This is a genomic window from Weissella paramesenteroides ATCC 33313, from assembly GCF_000160575.1.
GTDB lineage: Bacteria > Bacillota > Bacilli > Lactobacillales > Lactobacillaceae > Weissella > Weissella paramesenteroides.
The window spans coordinates 586,431-602,236 of record NZ_GG697128.1; the positions used below are offsets into that span (position 1 = coordinate 586,431).

Genomic DNA, 15,806 nt, shown 5'->3' on the forward strand with positions numbered 1-15,806 from the left:
TACAGCCCCTATTGTTCTGTGAACGGAATAAAAACTATTAAACATTATGTTTTACTTTCCAAAAATCGATCATAGTACACTTATTTTAGGAAAGAATAAATACCTCTTAATAGTCTGTATTAACTTTTTATATTTTGGCTAAGTGCACTTTCACGTTCTAATATTTTGCGATCATTTAATACCAAATAGATTGTTAGAATAAATATTAATTCTAAGGCAATAAAAATAACAGAAGAGTTAGCTTGTCATCCAAATTTATCAACCAGTATACCAATTAAGGCGGTTGCTCCAACTTCTCCTAATACGTATTGGAAGAAGCCAATGAAACCTGTCGAAACACCAACAGCAAATTTAGGAACTGCTTCATTAATCATTAATCCAATAAGTGTTGCAGGTGCATAAATCAAGGTTCCCATAAAGAACAAATCAATTGTTATGAGAGTTTGATTTGTACTAAAGAAATAAATTAGTAATGAAGCAGTTAATCCAAATAAACACCATAGACAAACTAACGCACGCTGTCCTTTTAGCTTATCTGATAAAATTCCCATTATAATAACACCAGGTACGGCAGCAATTTCAAAAATTCCTACTAACCATTGACATTAGTCCAAAAAGTGGGCGATAATTCACTTAAAAATTTATCATTTTTTCGTTCAGTAAAACCCAAAAAAAGAGTGGCATATGCCACTCTCAAAATTATAATTCAGTTCATTTTAGCAAACGCAACTAACGACCCCTGGTCACAGGATTCAAATCCATTCTTTTCATAAAAATGTCTAACATCAGATGCTTCTTCAGTTAAAAGAACTTTTTGTCGAACATTATTATATTTAATTAACATTTGTTGCAATAATTCACTTGCAATACCCTTATTCTGATAAGCATTCAAAATAAGTATATCTTGTATATACATAATCGTTAATTCGTCTCCAACAACTCTAATAAGTCCTACTAACTTATCATTATCCCAAGCAGATATAACATCTAACGATTGTAATACAGCTTGTTTTAATACTTTCAAATCTTGAGTATACGCAAACCAACCAACATCGTTATATAAATTTTCTAATTGCTTAATATCAATATCCTTAATTGTACTAAAATTTATTGTCATTTTTATTATCCCCCTATTCAAATTTTTATATTGAATAGTCGATCCATAATTTATCCACTGTCTTATACCTCCTTTTAAAATACATAATTTTATCTAATCAATTTATGATTTAATTTCTCCCGTTTCATAATCAACATTAAATCTACCGTATTTTCTTTCTTTATATACTAGATATATACTATAAATATAGAAAATTAATTAATTCATATCTGAATAAGATGGATTATGTTTACTTTTAAATTTTAAAAATATTTTTCAATCTGCTGCGTTGTCATAAATTCACGTATGAATTCAGCCTGCCATTCATTATTGTCGATGAAATCATGTAATTGTTGCTGATTAACATTTTTTCTTAGATTAACTTTAAGATATTTTCGCATTATTTTTTTCATACTATCATCAGCATGCTTATATGGACGATAAAACATAGGAATCATCTTAGGAGATAGTTTTTTATCTTTTTCAATAATCTCCAAAATATCTCTAGGGTCAAGACTATCTACAGTTCTAAGATAATCTAATAACATAGTTTTTAATGCAATATTTTTTGCATTATTTAGTGTATCGTTATCAACAAAATTACCGTTTTCATCTTTCAAACTATAATTTTCATCTTCAAAACGTAATATACATTCACTTCCAACATACAATTGTTTTTTCGTAATATGGTTAGTAATTAAGAATTTATATCTTATGGGAAAATGGTCACAAAGCTGACATGTCGAATCAGCTTCAATATTATCTTCCATATGATCAAAATACCATTCTTCCAAGGCTATATGCAAAGAATATTTTTCAATACTTAAAGGGAAAATATTCTTTTTTACATTATCAATCCAATTCATACGTAGCCAATTCTCCTAAAAATTTATAGTTTCAGTAATTATCAAAAAATTATGTTAATTTATTTTCTATTAAATAAATCTATTACTACTACTCTTTTAAAAATTGAGTCAATATTTCCCTCTTCGTAACTTATTGATTTAAATTTATCTGTATTATTTAAATCACTTACCACTTGCAATACAAATTCAGACGGTTCAGTATTGTAGGATGATAAAAAATACTGCTCATTACTGATTTCACTTTCATCCGATGACAATCTATCATTTTGTTCATCAATCCATTCATGCATGCTCTCACACCAATCAGAAAACGCTTTATCCCAAATATCATTTTTACGTTCGTTTTCATCGACAGGATCTGTGGCTCTCAAAAGTACACTAGTACGGAATTTTTGAATGCCTGCTACTCTAAATTTAGAAACAATATCTTGTTTATTTTTATTAAAAATTGAAATACGTCCAGACTTTCTTTCACTATTTACTACATTCCTTACTTTTAAGCCAAGAGAATAAGCCAATATTTCGTAGAGAACTTGAACTTTAGGATACCAATTTTTTTCTGGTAATTTTAAATTATAATCCAAAAGCCAAGTAATCTCATCTAATTTCTGCAAATTATTAATTGCCTTATGTAACCTTGATTTTACTAGGGCATTCTTAGCCCTCTTTTCATCTATTTGTTTAACAACACTGTTTAATGACTGATATTTCATAATTACTTACTAAAACCCATTAAATATTCTATAAATTTTGTATGATCGGATATACCAACTACATCATGTAAACCAATTACTTTATAATTACTACCAACTAGTATTTTTACATTAGGGAATAATGTTACGTGATGCTTATGAGATGTGGTTAGTTACCTATAAGCCCAAAGTAGCCGATACAACTTACTTCCGTGTTACTCGTTTCATGGATAACCGTGTCTTTGTTGCTAAATGGTTCAAAGATAGCTATGTAGATGAGATTACACCCACTATTTTACAGCAATTTATAAATGAATTGAGTACCATTGTACATGATTACAATAAAAATCTCATGCCGTTAAAACAAACACTTGCACAATGTGTTGTTATGGATTTAATCGAAACAAACCCATTTGATAAGATTGTTAAGCCAAAAGCTAAACCATCTCCCATATTTACGGATAGGCTAGACTTCTATACAGTCGAACAGCTTAATACGTTCATGAGCAGTGCTAAAAAACTGTATGGTACTGATGACAATATGTATAGAATTTATGCGCTGTTTCGTACGCTGACATTTACAGGCATGAGGCGTGGCGAATTGTTAGCACTCAAATGGTCGGATATTGATTATAAAAATAATCTGATCCATATCACTAAGAACCTTGTCACTAGTTCGGGCGTAAAAGAGGTGATCCACCCACCAAAAACCAAAGCGGGTAAACGTGATGTTAAAGTTGATAACACCACGCTGGCAATTCTGCGCCACTGGCAGGCTGTACAAGCTAAATTAACGCTCGCTAGTGGCTTGCAATCAACTGGGATAGATTTACTAATGGAGACTTAACGGGCTATCAGAACGTTAATAAATTGCGTTTGTGGTTAATTCAAGTAGCTAAACAAGCTAACTTGCCACGTATCAAAGTTCATGGTTTCCGTCATACTTATGCCACCCTTGCTATTCAAGCAGGAATGAATATAAAACAATTACAATGTCAATTAGGGCATGATGATGTTCAAACTACCCTATCTGTTTACAGTGGACTGACTGAAATAGTCAAAGCAAAGACAGCAGACGTATTTACGTCACTGGTTAATTTTTAGATTATTGTGTATTTAAGTGGTTAGACCCCTTAGGTATTCTCAAATATGTGTATTTTAATGTGTATTTCTGAAACTTAAGTGCCTTTATATCGGACTTTGTGGGACTTTAACTTACTCCCCCCGGGTTCATATATAAATCGCTATGAACGTTAATTTAAAGGCGTTTCTGTTTTGGTTGGTGCCGAATTCAAATTTTAGTCTGTTGAACGATTGTTAGTTTAGTCGCTCAACGGGCTTTTTGTTTATCAATACAATTTGATTGAATAGCAGTTTTTTATTGCTCTGATAACCTCATTCTCAATTGTTTAATAAATTTACTTTTTCAGTAGACAAGTGAATTGTATTTGATGCCTCGTTCCTTGCTTACATCCTGCCATTAAAATAATCAGTTATCAGCTCTCTGAAATAGTTACAGCAACAGCATTCAATGAAAGATTCATATAGTAGAAAATTATAAATAATTAACAACAATTGCTAATAAAAACGCCTAGTTATAATAACCAAGCGTTTCAGTAAATTTATTTAATCTAATACTTTTAAATCTTTAATGTCTTGAATGAAGTAAGCTTCATAAACATTACTATTGGCAGTCTCGTTATCTAGAGATAGTGTTGCCGGCCCATCTTCTTCATCTTCAGAATCGTCATAATCAAACGCATATCCTACAATTTTCCTACCATACCAAGTAAACGAAACTTTTTATGATTTTGAGCTAATTTTTCATAGTCAATCATGTTCATCTGTCCCCCTATCGTTTGTATAAAGTGATATTGTATCGCCTTTAAATATGACCTTTAACAAAAATGAGGCCTTTGGTGGTTTATGAGTATGGGGTAACGTTAAATGTAAAACCTCGTACAAATTGCCTTGCTCATCTCTGGCCGCCAACTTTCTGATGAATGATCGTGCGGTATTCCGATACTTTAAATACTTAGAATGCTCTTTGTTTTTTCTTGCCAACGCTTGTTAGCTTCTGTTTGTGCGTTCTTATCGGTCATTCAGTTAGTACCTCCATATCTCTAACTCAATATAATTATATTAATACCGATAGTAACAAACATTAACACTTTTATACAATAAAAAACGCTAAACACCAACGTTTAACGGCTATTTTTGTATACTAATTACTATATACAACTTCATCCGTTTCCATTATGATAATTAAGTAGTGAATTTGAGTTAGCTACTCAATGAAACTATCCGAGTTAGTGAGTATATCCATACCTTACACATTCTCAAATTTGGGAGGTGTGATGATGATACAAAATTCTACGGGAGTATGCTCGCATGGTGTCTCTGGCTATCTGTGTTAGGCGCTCTAGGTAAGTTTGCTATCAACTTAGCAAAAGCCTACGAGATAAAGAAAAACGCTGATAAGCCGTAAAGACTAATCAGCGCAATTCTATAAAAAGAATATTCTCAAACTCGGTAGTCTGTAAGGTGTGCGATACCTTGCAGGCTTTTTTGTATGTCTTAATTATACGGTGTGAACTCCCAGTTTGTAAAGTTCTTACTTACCCCCATAAAACAATTTAATTATAAGGGCTACACAATTTTTATCCATCTACAAACAACACCATACGTAGCGTTTTATTAAGGTTTAATATACCCAAATCCATCGCGTTGTTTGATTGCTAGCTCAACTACTCCTGAAGGGACTACTTTCACATGATTTTGTAAATCATCTTCTTGAATTTCGCGTTGATCCATTGAATTTTTGCAAGCTCTAACATCAATGCCAATCTCGAATAATTCGCTTAAATTTTACTTCGAATTAATTATTGTGTCAGAAATGGCTTCCCCATTGACAACCACTTCAATAACACCACTTTCGTTATTGCTCTGCATCCATTCATGTAGATGTTTGAGATTTGAAATAACGACAGACCATTTTTGCGTTTCATCTATATGAAAAATTGTATTCAACATTTAAAACTTTCCTCCAATTTAATAGGTATAAAAGTTCATTTAACAAATATCATGTAAAAAGTTCCCTCTTAAAAATCTTATCAAACTTCCCCCACTAACAATTAACCTGCTTGCTTAACCTGGTTAACAACATATTTTGCCAACTCAAACTGCGCATCAATGACATATTCAGACGGATAGTGTGTCTGTTCTTGCGCAACTGATAATTCAGTACATCCTAAAATAATGTAATCACACTCACACTCTTCAAAAAAATATTCAATTAATTGATAATACTTTTCCTGGTCAACAAAATTTCTATTTTTAATGTCTTCATAGATCAATGACATAACCAAGTTCTGTTGATATTCATCAGGTATCACCGGAGTGACGTTTTTCCCAATTAATGCCTTTTGATAGATACCTGCTGAAATCGTTCCATTTGTAGCCATAATGCCAACTCTAATACTCTTATTGGTTTCTTTTTTACAAGCTTTCACAGCTAGTTCAGGCATACTAAAAATTGGTACCTCTGACTGCTTTTGCAACTCTGGTAAAAAATAATGTGCGGTATTACAAGTTATTACAATAAATGACACGCCAAGATAATTCAATTTTTCAACGTCTGATGCTAAAAAGGGCAACGGATTTTGCTTTGTATGATCAGATATATAAGCTGTTCGATCCGGAATTGATGCATGATTAAAAACAATATAATCTAAATAATCTTGATCTTTATGTGTAACAGTCAATTCATTGATGATATGTACAAAATTTTCGGTAGCTATCGTACCCATTCCCCCAATGATGCCAAAAGATTTTTTCACTTCTACCCCTCCACACTTCACTAAAATTAATATCCCATTAAAAATTAATTATACATTTTTTCATTGGAAAAACAATCTGGCTTTTGTGCGTAAAATTGCTTGTTCAAACAAATAGAGCCATAGGTCTACTGAAAAATTTATAGACCAATGACTCTATTGTATAGACATCTTTAAATTATTTAACCACTGCACTTTCACCAGTAGCATAATCTATTTTGACACCAGGTTCTACATTAGGGATAAAAACATTAAACTGTAACTTTCCATCTTTGGATTTTGCTTCCATATGATTTCCTGATGGCACCAGATCATTACCAACATAGATAGGCGTGACTCGGTATCGCACCGTCCGATTACTATCTAAAGCTTTTCGAACAAGCGTTTCATAATAGTTTTGTCCTGTATTTTCAGAATTACCATTTGATGCTTGATTAGCCCAAGCTGTTTGTGTGGCTATATTCTGTGCATTGGCTTCTGATGGATCAAATGATCTTATACTACCTGCCAAAGCATAGCCGATTAAATGACCTCGATTATAGAGGGTATTATATCGTCCACCAATCATAGATTGATGCCATCCCACAGGATCAATAGTTTTAGCATTGCCCGTATCAGCTCTAGATTGATACTCACGGCTGCTTCTATTTAAAAATGCATCTGCCCTTCCTGGCCGACCAAGACTATCTTGTTGTGCTAATTGTACATAAGGTGCAACGTTTACTGCAGCATTCAAATTAGTCTGATTATCATTGACTATATATGCTCCAGCAGAATTAAACGAGACTTTATTAGCATTTAATTGTCTAACAACATCATCCGTTAATACTGTTTTAGCTAATGACTCACTTGGATGAGTATCAGATACTGTGCCATAATCAACACCATCTTTAACATTCACAGTTCTTTTTACACTCGATGATGAAGATATTTGCTGATTAGAATGATCAGTCAGATCATCAATATTTATTAGCCCTGTTTGCTGTAAAAATAAAAGACCCACAATAACAACTGCAGCTCCAATTGGTATATTTTTCTTACGGCCCATTTTACTGCCTCCTTTTATGACGTCAATAAGTATATCATGTCATAGAGAGTTATTCCGTATGTAATTAAAAAACGCAGAACATCTTACTGACATTCTGCATCTTCAATTCTTTAAAAATTAATCTTTTACTGGCTCGTTATTATAGGTAAGAATTGTCAGACCATCCTTGCTCAATTCCATTTGAGAAATCGACCCATTAGCAGGACGTTCATGAACTGCAATTTTACCTTCACCAAAGCGATCAGCTAAAGAAATCAGTGAATTACCATGGCTGATCAATAATACATTATCGCCATCATCTAATACTGGATTAGTCAATATTCGTTTGAAACCGGCTAAAACACGTTGCCAAAATTCTTCACTATTTTCGGCATCATGCCATGGATCAGCTTCTTTTAACAAATCTTTCGTTTTATCAACATCATATTTATCCACAATTTCTGAATAAGTCCGCAGCCCTACTGGTGCTCCGGCACTTGTCCAAGCAGCATCCATATTGGTACCTTCAAAGCTGCCATAAAACTCTTCACGAAATTTGGCATCTGTAATTAAACTAATTTCTCGACTATTTTTGTTTTCCTCTAGAATAATCTTTGCGGTATCCATTGCTCTAGTTGTATCAGAACAATAAGCCGCTTTAAAATGCACCTGAGATAGTTTTTGACCAGCTTGGTGTGCATCTTGAATACCAGAAGCCACTAATGGCGAATTTCCCCAACCCTGTAACTTATTATAACGATTAAAGTACGTCTTGCCATGACGCACTACATATAAATGTAAAGTTTTCATTGCTCATCCCTCCCTTGCTCATTTTAGCACAAATCACTTGCGTTTACGTTCCATTACCCCTTTACGACGCATAATTTGTTCAGGTTTTAAATGGTCTCGGAATACATTGACGGCTTGCTTCGCCTTACCACCAACAAATTCAAATGTTTTACCATCGGTAGTCGTAACAAAAAAACCACGATAGTAAAATTTCAAAATAATTTCCATACTGACTGATTTAACGCTTTTCCAGGGTATTTGAATATATCCTCCGCGTGTATTTGCTCGGAATTCCATGCCACGATCACCATAATACATTTTTCCTTGTTGAATATTAACTGGTGACATCATCGCATTTGCATTTCCTGATAATAATATTTTTGAATTTAATGCCTGAGCCATTATCATTCTCCTATTTTATATAAAAAAAGATGGGCCAGCATTATCGCTGCCTCATCTTTTATTTTAACAAATTTCTTTCAAATTGTATTATGCCATAATACCGAAGGCGTATGCCAAGATACCAACAATGAACAATCCAAAGATAATTGTGATTGGTGATACGCGCTTACGTAGCATCCACAAAACAATGAACATCAACAACAATGGTGCCAAACCAGGCAACAATTGATCCAATGTATCTTGCAAAGTTGTTACTTTGTAAGCAGAAAGTGATTGACCACCTTGAATTTGACCAACAACATCAGCAATCTTTGAGGCAGAAACATGACCACCATTGATAGCTTTTGCTAGGCCAGGAATATCAGCAGCAGCACCATCTTGTACCTTAACCTTTGACATAACAACTGGGAAGTTCATCGTTGTCCAACGAGGAACCAAAACACCCATGATAAACATACCCAAGATTGAAGCACCAGTGGTAATCTTTTGCATGGCACCACCAGCCAAATCTTGTGTAATGTTTGTACCTTCTTTATAACCTAATTGTTGTGTGTACCATAGGAACAACATACGAATCAAGTTCCAAACAACGAAGAAGATAATTGGACCCAAAACTGAGCCACCTTGCGCCATACCAGCGGCAAACGCTCCAAGAACGGGACGCATTGTTCCCCAGAAAATAGGGTCTCCAACACCAGCCAAAGGTCCCATCATTCCGACCTTAACACCGTTTATGGCTTCGTCATTAATTTCTGCACCGTTAGCACGTTGCTCTTCCATAGCAAGCTCAACACCCAAGATTGGTGAAGCCACATATGGATGTGTATTAAAGAATTCCAAGTGACGCTTCATAGCATCAGCACGGTCTTCCTTCGTCTTGTACAAACGACGGATACCAGGAATCATTGCGAATGCCCAACCAACGTTCTGCATACGTTCATAATTCCATGAAGCTTGCAAGAAAGTTGAACGCCACCAAGTATTAACAAGATCACCCTTAGTCAAGTGAACTTCGACTTTTTCATTTTCACTCATGATGTACTATCCTCCAAGCTTAGTAATTATCTAAAATGGCGTCGATTGGATCACCATTTGAACTGTTTGAACCACCCTTGCCTGAGCCACCATTAAACTTTGGAGACAATTGTAGGTAGATCAAAGCCAATACAAGACCAATCATACCCATGGCAATCAAGTTCAATTCTGTAACAGCTGACAATGCAAATCCTAAGAAGAAGAATGGCCAAAGTTCGGCAGTTGCCATCATGTTAATAACCATGGCATATCCAACAACAACGATGAATCCACCAGCAACAGCCAATCCCTTTGTAATTACATCTGGAATTGCGTTCAAAGCATCATTAACTGGACCAGCACCAACAGCCATAACAATAATCACTGGAATTGTGATACGCAAACCTTGAATAATCAAGGCTGTCCAGTGAATTGCTTCAACTCCACGTAGGCTACCCTTTTCAGCTTGCTTATCAGCAACGTGAGCCAAGGCAACCGTAATTGTACGAACACCAATCGTCAAAACTTGACCGGCAACAGCCAAAGGAATAGCAATCGCCATACCAGTATCAACACTAACTTGTGCTGGACCGGTTACAAGATATGCTGAAACTGCAGATGCCAAAGCAGCATCCGGTGCAACAGCGGCACCAATGTTCATCCAACCTAGGGCAAGCATTTGCAACGTTCCACCAAGGATAATTCCTTCAGTTAAGTGACCATTAGCTAACCCAATTAGAGTTGCAGCAACTAATGGTTGGTGGAATTGGAACTCATCTAAAATTCCATCCATTCCAGCTAGGAATGCAAATAGAACTACGAAAAACGCTGAAATCATGCGTTATCCTCCCGAATAATTTCTCTACTATTTAATTAATAACAAATTATGACTTCTTTAATAAGTCAAAGACATCTTTACCTTGATCGGCAGGCACTTTACGAACATCAAAAGTGATACCTTGATCACGTAGATATTCTAATGTCTTTACATCCTCATCATCAACAGCAACCGCATTTGTTAACATGCGCTTACCTTCTGAATGAGACATTGAACCAATGTTAACTTCACCTAATTTAACACCACCCTCAACTGCTTTCGCAACATCTTGTGGTGTTTCAAACAATAGCAAAGCCTTCACTGAAGCAAATCGTGGATCATCCCAGATATCCACTAATTTTTGAATAGGAACAACATTAACCTTTACACCAACTGGTGCTGCTTGAACAAGCAATGTCTTACGTAGTTCATCTTTTGACACACCATCCGAAACAACAATAATACGGTTTGGTGACACAGACTTTGTCCATGCTGTTGCCACTTGCCCATGTAATAGACGTGAGTCGATACGTGCTAAACGAACATCCATTGTTGCAGAACCTGAATGGATAACCTTATTGATGTCTCCAGCCTCAACAACTGGTTGATCATCTTCTGTAGAATCTGCAGCGACTGGTGCTGGTTCTTCAGTTTCTGGTAAGGTCTTTACACCATCTCGTGCAACTGGCATCAAGTAACTTGCAATTTCAGCAGCTGTTTCCATTGTGAAACGGGCCCCATAAGCCTCTACTAACATTGGTAAGTTTAACCCTGTGATGATGGCCATACGATCCTCATGCAAGGCTTGAATACGAGATGCAGCGTTAAACGGTGATCCACCCCACAAATCAACGAGGAACAATACTTGTCCCTCAGGTTCAAATGTTGCAAGAGCATCCTCAAACTTCTTCATCAAATCTTCTGGACCTTCGTTGGGCATGAATGTTACAACTTGAACATTCTCTTGCTCACCAAAAATCATCTGACCTGACTGTCGGATACCCGCAGCAAATTCACCATGACTAGCAATAATGAAATTTACCATAATTGCCACGCTCCTTATTTATATAATAATTCCAAAGTACAAAGATAACATGTACTCGTGTAATTATAGACTATCTTTCACAATCTGTAAACGGTTACACACTTACTTTAAATTATTTATTTTTCTAATTACTATTTCGGTTTTTATCATACTGAAACAATCCTGGAATTTCCAGTTTAAACCTTCAAAGCAACTGAAAATGCTATAATACGTTGATAGTCTTTTGGAGGTATGAAATATGCAATCCCGGTTGAAATGGTCTATACGACCAATTATCACCTATACAATGCTGTTTGGAATTTTATCAATATTTATTTTTGCACCTTACTACTTCACAGATACGTCTCTAATTTGGCAATCAGATGGTATTGCGCAACATTTTCCAGCATTAGTGCGTTGGCAAGAAGATTTAAAAAATATTATTCAGCATCACACGCTGCCAACAAGTTGGCAATGGCATATTGGTTTGGGAGCAGACTATTATCAAACTTTTTCTTATTATACTTTAGGCGATATATTTAGTTACGGGGCTGCCTTTATCTCTAAGTCCCATCTAATCACTTATTACAACTTTATGATCATTGTGCGACTCTATTTAGCCGGTATTTCATTCTTGGTTGCCGCACAATCTTGGTTTAAAAATCGTCCAACATGGCACTATCAAATTGCCGTATTTGGCTATGTTTTTTCTGGATACACCGCATTCTCAGCATTTGAGCATCCTTTTTTTATTAACCCATTAATTATTTTTCCACTACTTGTCCTGGCATTAAATGTCGCTTTATCTAAACAAAAATATACCTTCTTAACAGTGATGCTTTTCTGGACACTATGGAATAATTTTTATTTTGCCTTTATGTTAATGATTGGTCTAGCTATTTATTGGATCGGTTATCAAATCCAAAGTCATGCTTGGTCAAACTGGTTGGCACATATTAAACTGCTGTTTTCTGGTCTGCTTGCTACTTTGCTTGCTGCACCATTACTTTTTCCTAGCATTGATGCCGTATTCACTTCTGCACGATCAAACAGTCAAATTGCTAATGGACTATTTGCCTATCCTGCCTATTACTATTTTGCATTGCCCGGTAATCTAATTGCCAATCAAACCACCCCATCTTTTTGGTTAACTGGTGGTTTTACAGCCATTAGTATCATGGCTGTGATATTTGGGTTGCGTCGTTGGCATAAATATCAATTATTTAATTGGCTATGGTCATTCTGTTTAATTGGCTTGTGTTTACCAATATTTGCAGCAATGTTAAATGGTGGTTCTTCACCATCTAATCGTTGGATATTCCTATTGTCATTACCTATTAGCTGTATGGTTTTACATCTGATGAATCAGTTGGATACTTTAACTAAACGCGATTATTTTTGGTTCTTTATGACTGGTCTAATTTCCGGTCTGTCTCTATTCATTATCAGTAATTTTAACTTAAACAGTCGCTATGGTATGATGATTGCTTTGTATTTTGCTTCATTAGCCTTAATCTGGACGATACAATCAAATATTTTCCTTAAACCAGTATGGTTAGTTCTATTAATTATCGTTAATTCATTTTTCTTGGTAACTCGTAATCATACAAGTAATACAAATCCAAATGCGACAGATTTATTACCCAATAAAGTAGTTAAACAATTGATGAATCAACAAAAAAATTATTCGAATACAGATTCAAAACAAGTTATACGATCTTATGTCGATAATCAATTAAATAACGCGACTGGAATTGCTCCTGCAACAAACCTACCACTTCTTAGCACTTTAAATAATGCTGAAAGCTACTGGTCATTGCAGAATGGTTCAGTTAGTAAGGGATTAAGCGCACTTGCTATCAATTCAGCTAATCCTAACGACATCACTGGTAATCTTGATTCTCGTAATGTTCTTAGTAACGTATTAGGTATCTCAAAACGATTTGAAAATCCGGGTACTTTAACACCGAACTCATACCAAACACAAACCAATCAAATTATTAATGGACAGTCAGTTACTCAATCAAACAATGCATATCCGTTATTGTATTTTCCAAAATACTATCTCAGTAAAAAAAACTATGCTACATTGTCACCGACTGAGAAAGAAGCTACTCTAGCAGACAGTGTGGTTTTAACTAATCATTCATCTACCGATAAATCAAAATTTGGTGAACAGGTTGTTACTGGTCAAATTAGGACTGATTTAACAAAAAAAGCAAAGAAAACACAGCATATCACTTATAAAACAAATGCAGATTGGTTACCTACTGGATTCTACCTTAGCCCTTCTAAGGCATTGAAAGGTACAGAATTGCACTTAGAAATATCGAACTTACATTTTAAACCATACACGTTGAAACAACAGCAACATGTCGCTTTGAATCAGTATCGATATAAGCATGTCCAAGATGCAAGAAATGCACAAAAATTAATTGATCGTCAATACAATAGTCAAGCATTTACTTGGAACTGGTACAAAACACACTTTAGCAGTATGGGTAAAGAAACCGGTAATTATACTATCTCAACTACTTACAACAATAAGGTAAATACATTTACACAAACTGGGCAGTCAAACTTATCATTTTATAATCCACAGACTACTATTACATTGAATCTTGGACAGGCTAGTAACATAAATAAGAAAGCCTTTATTCCACTTACTTTTAATAAAGTTGGACAGTACGACTTTGATGTACAAATTAAAGCCATTCCTACTGACAATCGGTTTAATAAAGTCGCAAAACACATTAAAAATACAGCCCCAAGTTACAAAATTGGAAATAATAAATTAACAACATCTGTTACTGTTAATAATCCTAAAATACTTGCAACCACTATTCCTTATAGTGATGGTTGGCGCATCAAAGGAAATCATGCTAATTTAATTAAACTTGGTAATGGATTTATTGGTATTCCACTATCTGTAGGTAAAAATAATATAAGACTCTACTATCACACTCCTGGCAGCCATATTGGTAAAATCAGTTTTCTGCTTGGTGTTATTATTTGCTGTTTAGTACTGTTTATAAATCTTTTTAAACCTATACGAATCAATCAAAAATATAAATAATTTTTTCATGTAAAAAAGCTCTGAACGAGCCTCGTAAGTTGGCATCATTTCCAAAACTTACGAAATTCGATTCAGAGCTTTTTTATACATCATTCATAAAGCTTAGAACAAAAGAAAATGTTCCAAACTTTTCTTGCTAAAATTGTATTAATTATAAGCTTGTAATTTTTATAATATAAACGTGTTCCAAAAGTCTGAAGCCACAATGTAACGCAATTGACACTACCTACTCCTGCCTTTCGCTTTGCTACGACAAAAACTAGCGCAAATCACGTGTCACACTGGTTTCAAAACGACTTTTGTCTCGCTTTCACATATAATAATTTACTACAATTCTTCAGAAGCAAACCATTCTCCAATACTGACCCACTGATCACTTTTTTTATTTTTAATTTCATAACTTGTGATATCATACAGTGTCTTACGATCACCATCTAAAGGTGACCAATAAGTTTCATCTGCACGATGAATGACATCCCAATGTGTATAGTTCTTTTCTGTTCCTGATTCATCTCGTACCAGAAAGCCCTCTTTTAATGAGATATTTTTTTCACCAACTTGTGGGCCATCCACACCAAAATCTATCATTAATTGTTGATGAGTATCACTAGTAATTGGACTATGTGCCATATTTATATCCCCTTCAATTAAAATTCATACTATGCCAGTATGACACCTATTATCTTTTTCTTCTATATTCAACTAATTATAAACCAAAATTTTTTAAATACTTTATAATTTATTTTTCTAATAAAATAACAAAATAAAACCCTAGGGATTCTTCAATTTAAGAATTCCTAGGGTATGTTATGCCGTCGATGGGGGTCGAACCCATACTCCCTTGCGGGAACTGGATTTTGAGTCCAGCGCGTCTGCCAATTCCGCCACAACGGCATCATATTAAATATTACATCAATTCAGGGCGGTAGATGGGGATCGAACCCACGCGTGCCGGAACCACAAACCGGTGTGTTAACCACTTCACCACTACCGCCATGGCAGGGGTAGAGGGAATCGAACCCCCGCCGACGGTTTTGGAGACCGTTGTTCTACCGCTAAACTATACCCCTATAATGTGATGTAATACTTAATTTGAAACGGTCACAACGGGATTCGAACCCGTGATCTTTCGCGTGACAGGCGAACGTCATAACCAACTAGACCATG

Annotated in this window: 17 protein-coding genes and 3 tRNA genes; 3 read left to right on the forward strand and 17 right to left on the reverse strand. The window is 35.0% G+C overall.

Annotation, left to right across the window (positions count from 1 at the left end):
• Window positions 1-245: 245 nt before the first annotated feature.
• The 4 genes from HMPREF0877_RS02755 to HMPREF0877_RS02770 all read right to left on the reverse strand — a co-directional run bounded on the left by HMPREF0877_RS02755 (window position 246) and on the right by HMPREF0877_RS02770 (window position 2,675).
• Window positions 246-551 carry an MFS transporter gene (locus HMPREF0877_RS02755; RefSeq protein WP_002827677.1) on the reverse strand — a complete coding sequence of 102 codons (306 nt, stop codon included), beginning with the start codon at window positions 549-551 and terminating at the stop codon, window positions 246-248.
• Window positions 552-706: 155 nt separating this feature from the next.
• Window positions 707-1,117, reverse strand: coding sequence for a GNAT family N-acetyltransferase (locus HMPREF0877_RS02760; protein ID WP_002827678.1), 411 nt, complete (start codon window positions 1,115-1,117; stop codon window positions 707-709).
• 242 nt (window positions 1,118-1,359) lie between these two features.
• On the reverse strand, window positions 1,360-1,962 hold the full coding sequence (locus HMPREF0877_RS09825; RefSeq protein WP_002827679.1) for a hypothetical protein: 603 nt from the start codon (window positions 1,960-1,962) through the stop codon (window positions 1,360-1,362).
• 59 nt (window positions 1,963-2,021) lie between these two features.
• Entirely contained in the window at window positions 2,022-2,675 is a 654-nt protein-coding gene (locus HMPREF0877_RS02770; RefSeq protein WP_002827680.1) for a hypothetical protein, read from the reverse strand.
• Between the two features lie 121 nt (window positions 2,676-2,796).
• Between HMPREF0877_RS02770 and HMPREF0877_RS09830 the strand changes: the two genes are divergently transcribed.
• Both HMPREF0877_RS09830 and HMPREF0877_RS10435 read left to right on the forward strand, forming a co-directional pair.
• Window positions 2,797-3,501 carry a site-specific integrase gene (locus HMPREF0877_RS09830; RefSeq protein WP_002827681.1) on the forward strand — a complete coding sequence of 235 codons (705 nt, stop codon included), beginning with the start codon at window positions 2,797-2,799 and terminating at the stop codon, window positions 3,499-3,501.
• Between the two features lie 23 nt (window positions 3,502-3,524).
• Window positions 3,525-3,758, forward strand: coding sequence for a tyrosine-type recombinase/integrase (locus HMPREF0877_RS10435; protein ID WP_050755307.1), 234 nt, complete (start codon window positions 3,525-3,527; stop codon window positions 3,756-3,758).
• 1,593 nt (window positions 3,759-5,351) lie between these two features.
• Here the strand turns inward: HMPREF0877_RS10435 and HMPREF0877_RS10370 are convergent.
• From HMPREF0877_RS10370 to HMPREF0877_RS02820, 9 genes are all read right to left on the reverse strand, one after another.
• A complete protein-coding gene (locus HMPREF0877_RS10370) occupies window positions 5,352-5,501 on the reverse strand; it encodes a DsrE family protein (protein WP_337250174.1) in 150 nt (49 codons plus the stop codon).
• A gap of 21 nt (window positions 5,502-5,522) precedes the next feature.
• Window positions 5,523-5,687, reverse strand: a complete 165-nt coding sequence (locus tag HMPREF0877_RS10375; protein WP_002827683.1) for a hypothetical protein — start codon at window positions 5,685-5,687, stop codon at window positions 5,523-5,525.
• Window positions 5,688-5,788: 101 nt separating this feature from the next.
• Window positions 5,789-6,493: an aspartate/glutamate racemase family protein gene (locus tag HMPREF0877_RS02790; RefSeq protein ID WP_040760351.1), complete on the reverse strand. Its 705-nt coding sequence runs from the start codon at window positions 6,491-6,493 to the stop codon at window positions 5,789-5,791.
• 175 nt (window positions 6,494-6,668) lie between these two features.
• The gene (locus HMPREF0877_RS02795; protein ID WP_002827685.1) at window positions 6,669-7,538 is read right to left on the reverse strand and encodes a DNA/RNA non-specific endonuclease; all 870 of its coding nucleotides are present in this window, start codon (window positions 7,536-7,538) and stop codon (window positions 6,669-6,671) included.
• A 117-nt stretch (window positions 7,539-7,655) separates the two neighbouring features.
• Window positions 7,656-8,327 (reverse strand): histidine phosphatase family protein, encoded by a 672-nt coding sequence (locus tag HMPREF0877_RS02800; protein ID WP_002827686.1) that lies wholly within the window; start codon window positions 8,325-8,327, stop codon window positions 7,656-7,658.
• Window positions 8,328-8,360: 33 nt separating this feature from the next.
• A complete protein-coding gene (locus HMPREF0877_RS02805) occupies window positions 8,361-8,708 on the reverse strand; it encodes a DUF956 family protein (RefSeq protein ID WP_040760352.1) in 348 nt (115 codons plus the stop codon).
• A gap of 87 nt (window positions 8,709-8,795) precedes the next feature.
• Complete coding sequence (locus HMPREF0877_RS02810) at window positions 8,796-9,743, reverse strand: PTS system mannose/fructose/sorbose family transporter subunit IID (RefSeq protein WP_002827689.1); 948 nt, start codon at window positions 9,741-9,743, stop codon at window positions 8,796-8,798.
• A 19-nt stretch (window positions 9,744-9,762) separates the two neighbouring features.
• Complete coding sequence (locus HMPREF0877_RS02815; RefSeq protein WP_002827690.1) at window positions 9,763-10,560, reverse strand: PTS mannose/fructose/sorbose transporter subunit IIC; 798 nt, start codon at window positions 10,558-10,560, stop codon at window positions 9,763-9,765.
• Window positions 10,561-10,606: 46 nt separating this feature from the next.
• Entirely contained in the window at window positions 10,607-11,584 is a 978-nt protein-coding gene (locus HMPREF0877_RS02820; RefSeq protein ID WP_002827691.1) for a mannose/fructose/sorbose PTS transporter subunit IIA, read from the reverse strand.
• Window positions 11,585-11,822: 238 nt separating this feature from the next.
• Between HMPREF0877_RS02820 and HMPREF0877_RS02825 the strand changes: the two genes are divergently transcribed.
• On the forward strand, window positions 11,823-14,639 hold the full coding sequence (locus HMPREF0877_RS02825) for a YfhO family protein (RefSeq protein WP_040760354.1): 2,817 nt from the start codon (window positions 11,823-11,825) through the stop codon (window positions 14,637-14,639).
• A gap of 327 nt (window positions 14,640-14,966) precedes the next feature.
• On the opposite strand, the gene HMPREF0877_RS02830 is transcribed toward HMPREF0877_RS02825, so the two are convergent.
• The 4 genes from HMPREF0877_RS02830 to HMPREF0877_RS02845 all read right to left on the reverse strand — a co-directional run bounded on the left by HMPREF0877_RS02830 (window position 14,967) and on the right by HMPREF0877_RS02845 (window position 15,709).
• Window positions 14,967-15,269 (reverse strand): hypothetical protein, encoded by a 303-nt coding sequence (locus tag HMPREF0877_RS02830; protein ID WP_002827693.1) that lies wholly within the window; start codon window positions 15,267-15,269, stop codon window positions 14,967-14,969.
• A gap of 180 nt (window positions 15,270-15,449) precedes the next feature.
• Window positions 15,450-15,533, reverse strand: a tRNA-Leu gene (locus HMPREF0877_RS02835).
• A gap of 27 nt (window positions 15,534-15,560) precedes the next feature.
• Window positions 15,561-15,633 (reverse strand) — tRNA-His (locus HMPREF0877_RS02840).
• A gap of 2 nt (window positions 15,634-15,635) precedes the next feature.
• Window positions 15,636-15,709, reverse strand: a tRNA-Trp gene (locus HMPREF0877_RS02845).
• Window positions 15,710-15,806 lie beyond the last annotated feature (97 nt).

Bases quoted from the DNA above. Each gene is read 5' to 3' on its own strand.
- HMPREF0877_RS02770 (WP_002827680.1), bottom strand. From the start codon at position 2,675: ATGAAATATCAGTCATTAAACAGTGTTGTTAAACAAATAGATGAAAAG.
- HMPREF0877_RS09830 (WP_002827681.1), top strand. From the start codon at position 2,797: ATGTTACGTGATGCTTATGAGATGTGGTTAGTTACCTATAAGCCCAAA.
- HMPREF0877_RS02800 (WP_002827686.1), bottom strand. From the start codon at position 8,327: ATGAAAACTTTACATTTATATGTAGTGCGTCATGGCAAGACGTACTTT.
- HMPREF0877_RS02830 (WP_002827693.1), bottom strand. From the start codon at position 15,269: ATGGCACATAGTCCAATTACTAGTGATACTCATCAACAATTAATGATA.
- HMPREF0877_RS02795 (WP_002827685.1), bottom strand. From the start codon at position 7,538: ATGGGCCGTAAGAAAAATATACCAATTGGAGCTGCAGTTGTTATTGTG.
- HMPREF0877_RS02805 (WP_040760352.1), bottom strand. From the start codon at position 8,708: ATGGCTCAGGCATTAAATTCAAAAATATTATTATCAGGAAATGCAAAT.
- HMPREF0877_RS02810 (WP_002827689.1), bottom strand. From the start codon at position 9,743: ATGAGTGAAAATGAAAAAGTCGAAGTTCACTTGACTAAGGGTGATCTT.
- HMPREF0877_RS10375 (WP_002827683.1), bottom strand. From the start codon at position 5,687: ATGTTGAATACAATTTTTCATATAGATGAAACGCAAAAATGGTCTGTC.
- HMPREF0877_RS02755 (WP_002827677.1), bottom strand. From the start codon at position 551: ATGGGAATTTTATCAGATAAGCTAAAAGGACAGCGTGCGTTAGTTTGT.
- HMPREF0877_RS02820 (WP_002827691.1), bottom strand. From the start codon at position 11,584: ATGGTAAATTTCATTATTGCTAGTCATGGTGAATTTGCTGCGGGTATC.
- HMPREF0877_RS09825 (WP_002827679.1), bottom strand. From the start codon at position 1,962: ATGAATTGGATTGATAATGTAAAAAAGAATATTTTCCCTTTAAGTATT.
- HMPREF0877_RS02760 (WP_002827678.1), bottom strand. From the start codon at position 1,117: ATGACAATAAATTTTAGTACAATTAAGGATATTGATATTAAGCAATTA.
- HMPREF0877_RS02825 (WP_040760354.1), top strand. From the start codon at position 11,823: ATGCAATCCCGGTTGAAATGGTCTATACGACCAATTATCACCTATACA.
- HMPREF0877_RS02815 (WP_002827690.1), bottom strand. From the start codon at position 10,560: ATGATTTCAGCGTTTTTCGTAGTTCTATTTGCATTCCTAGCTGGAATG.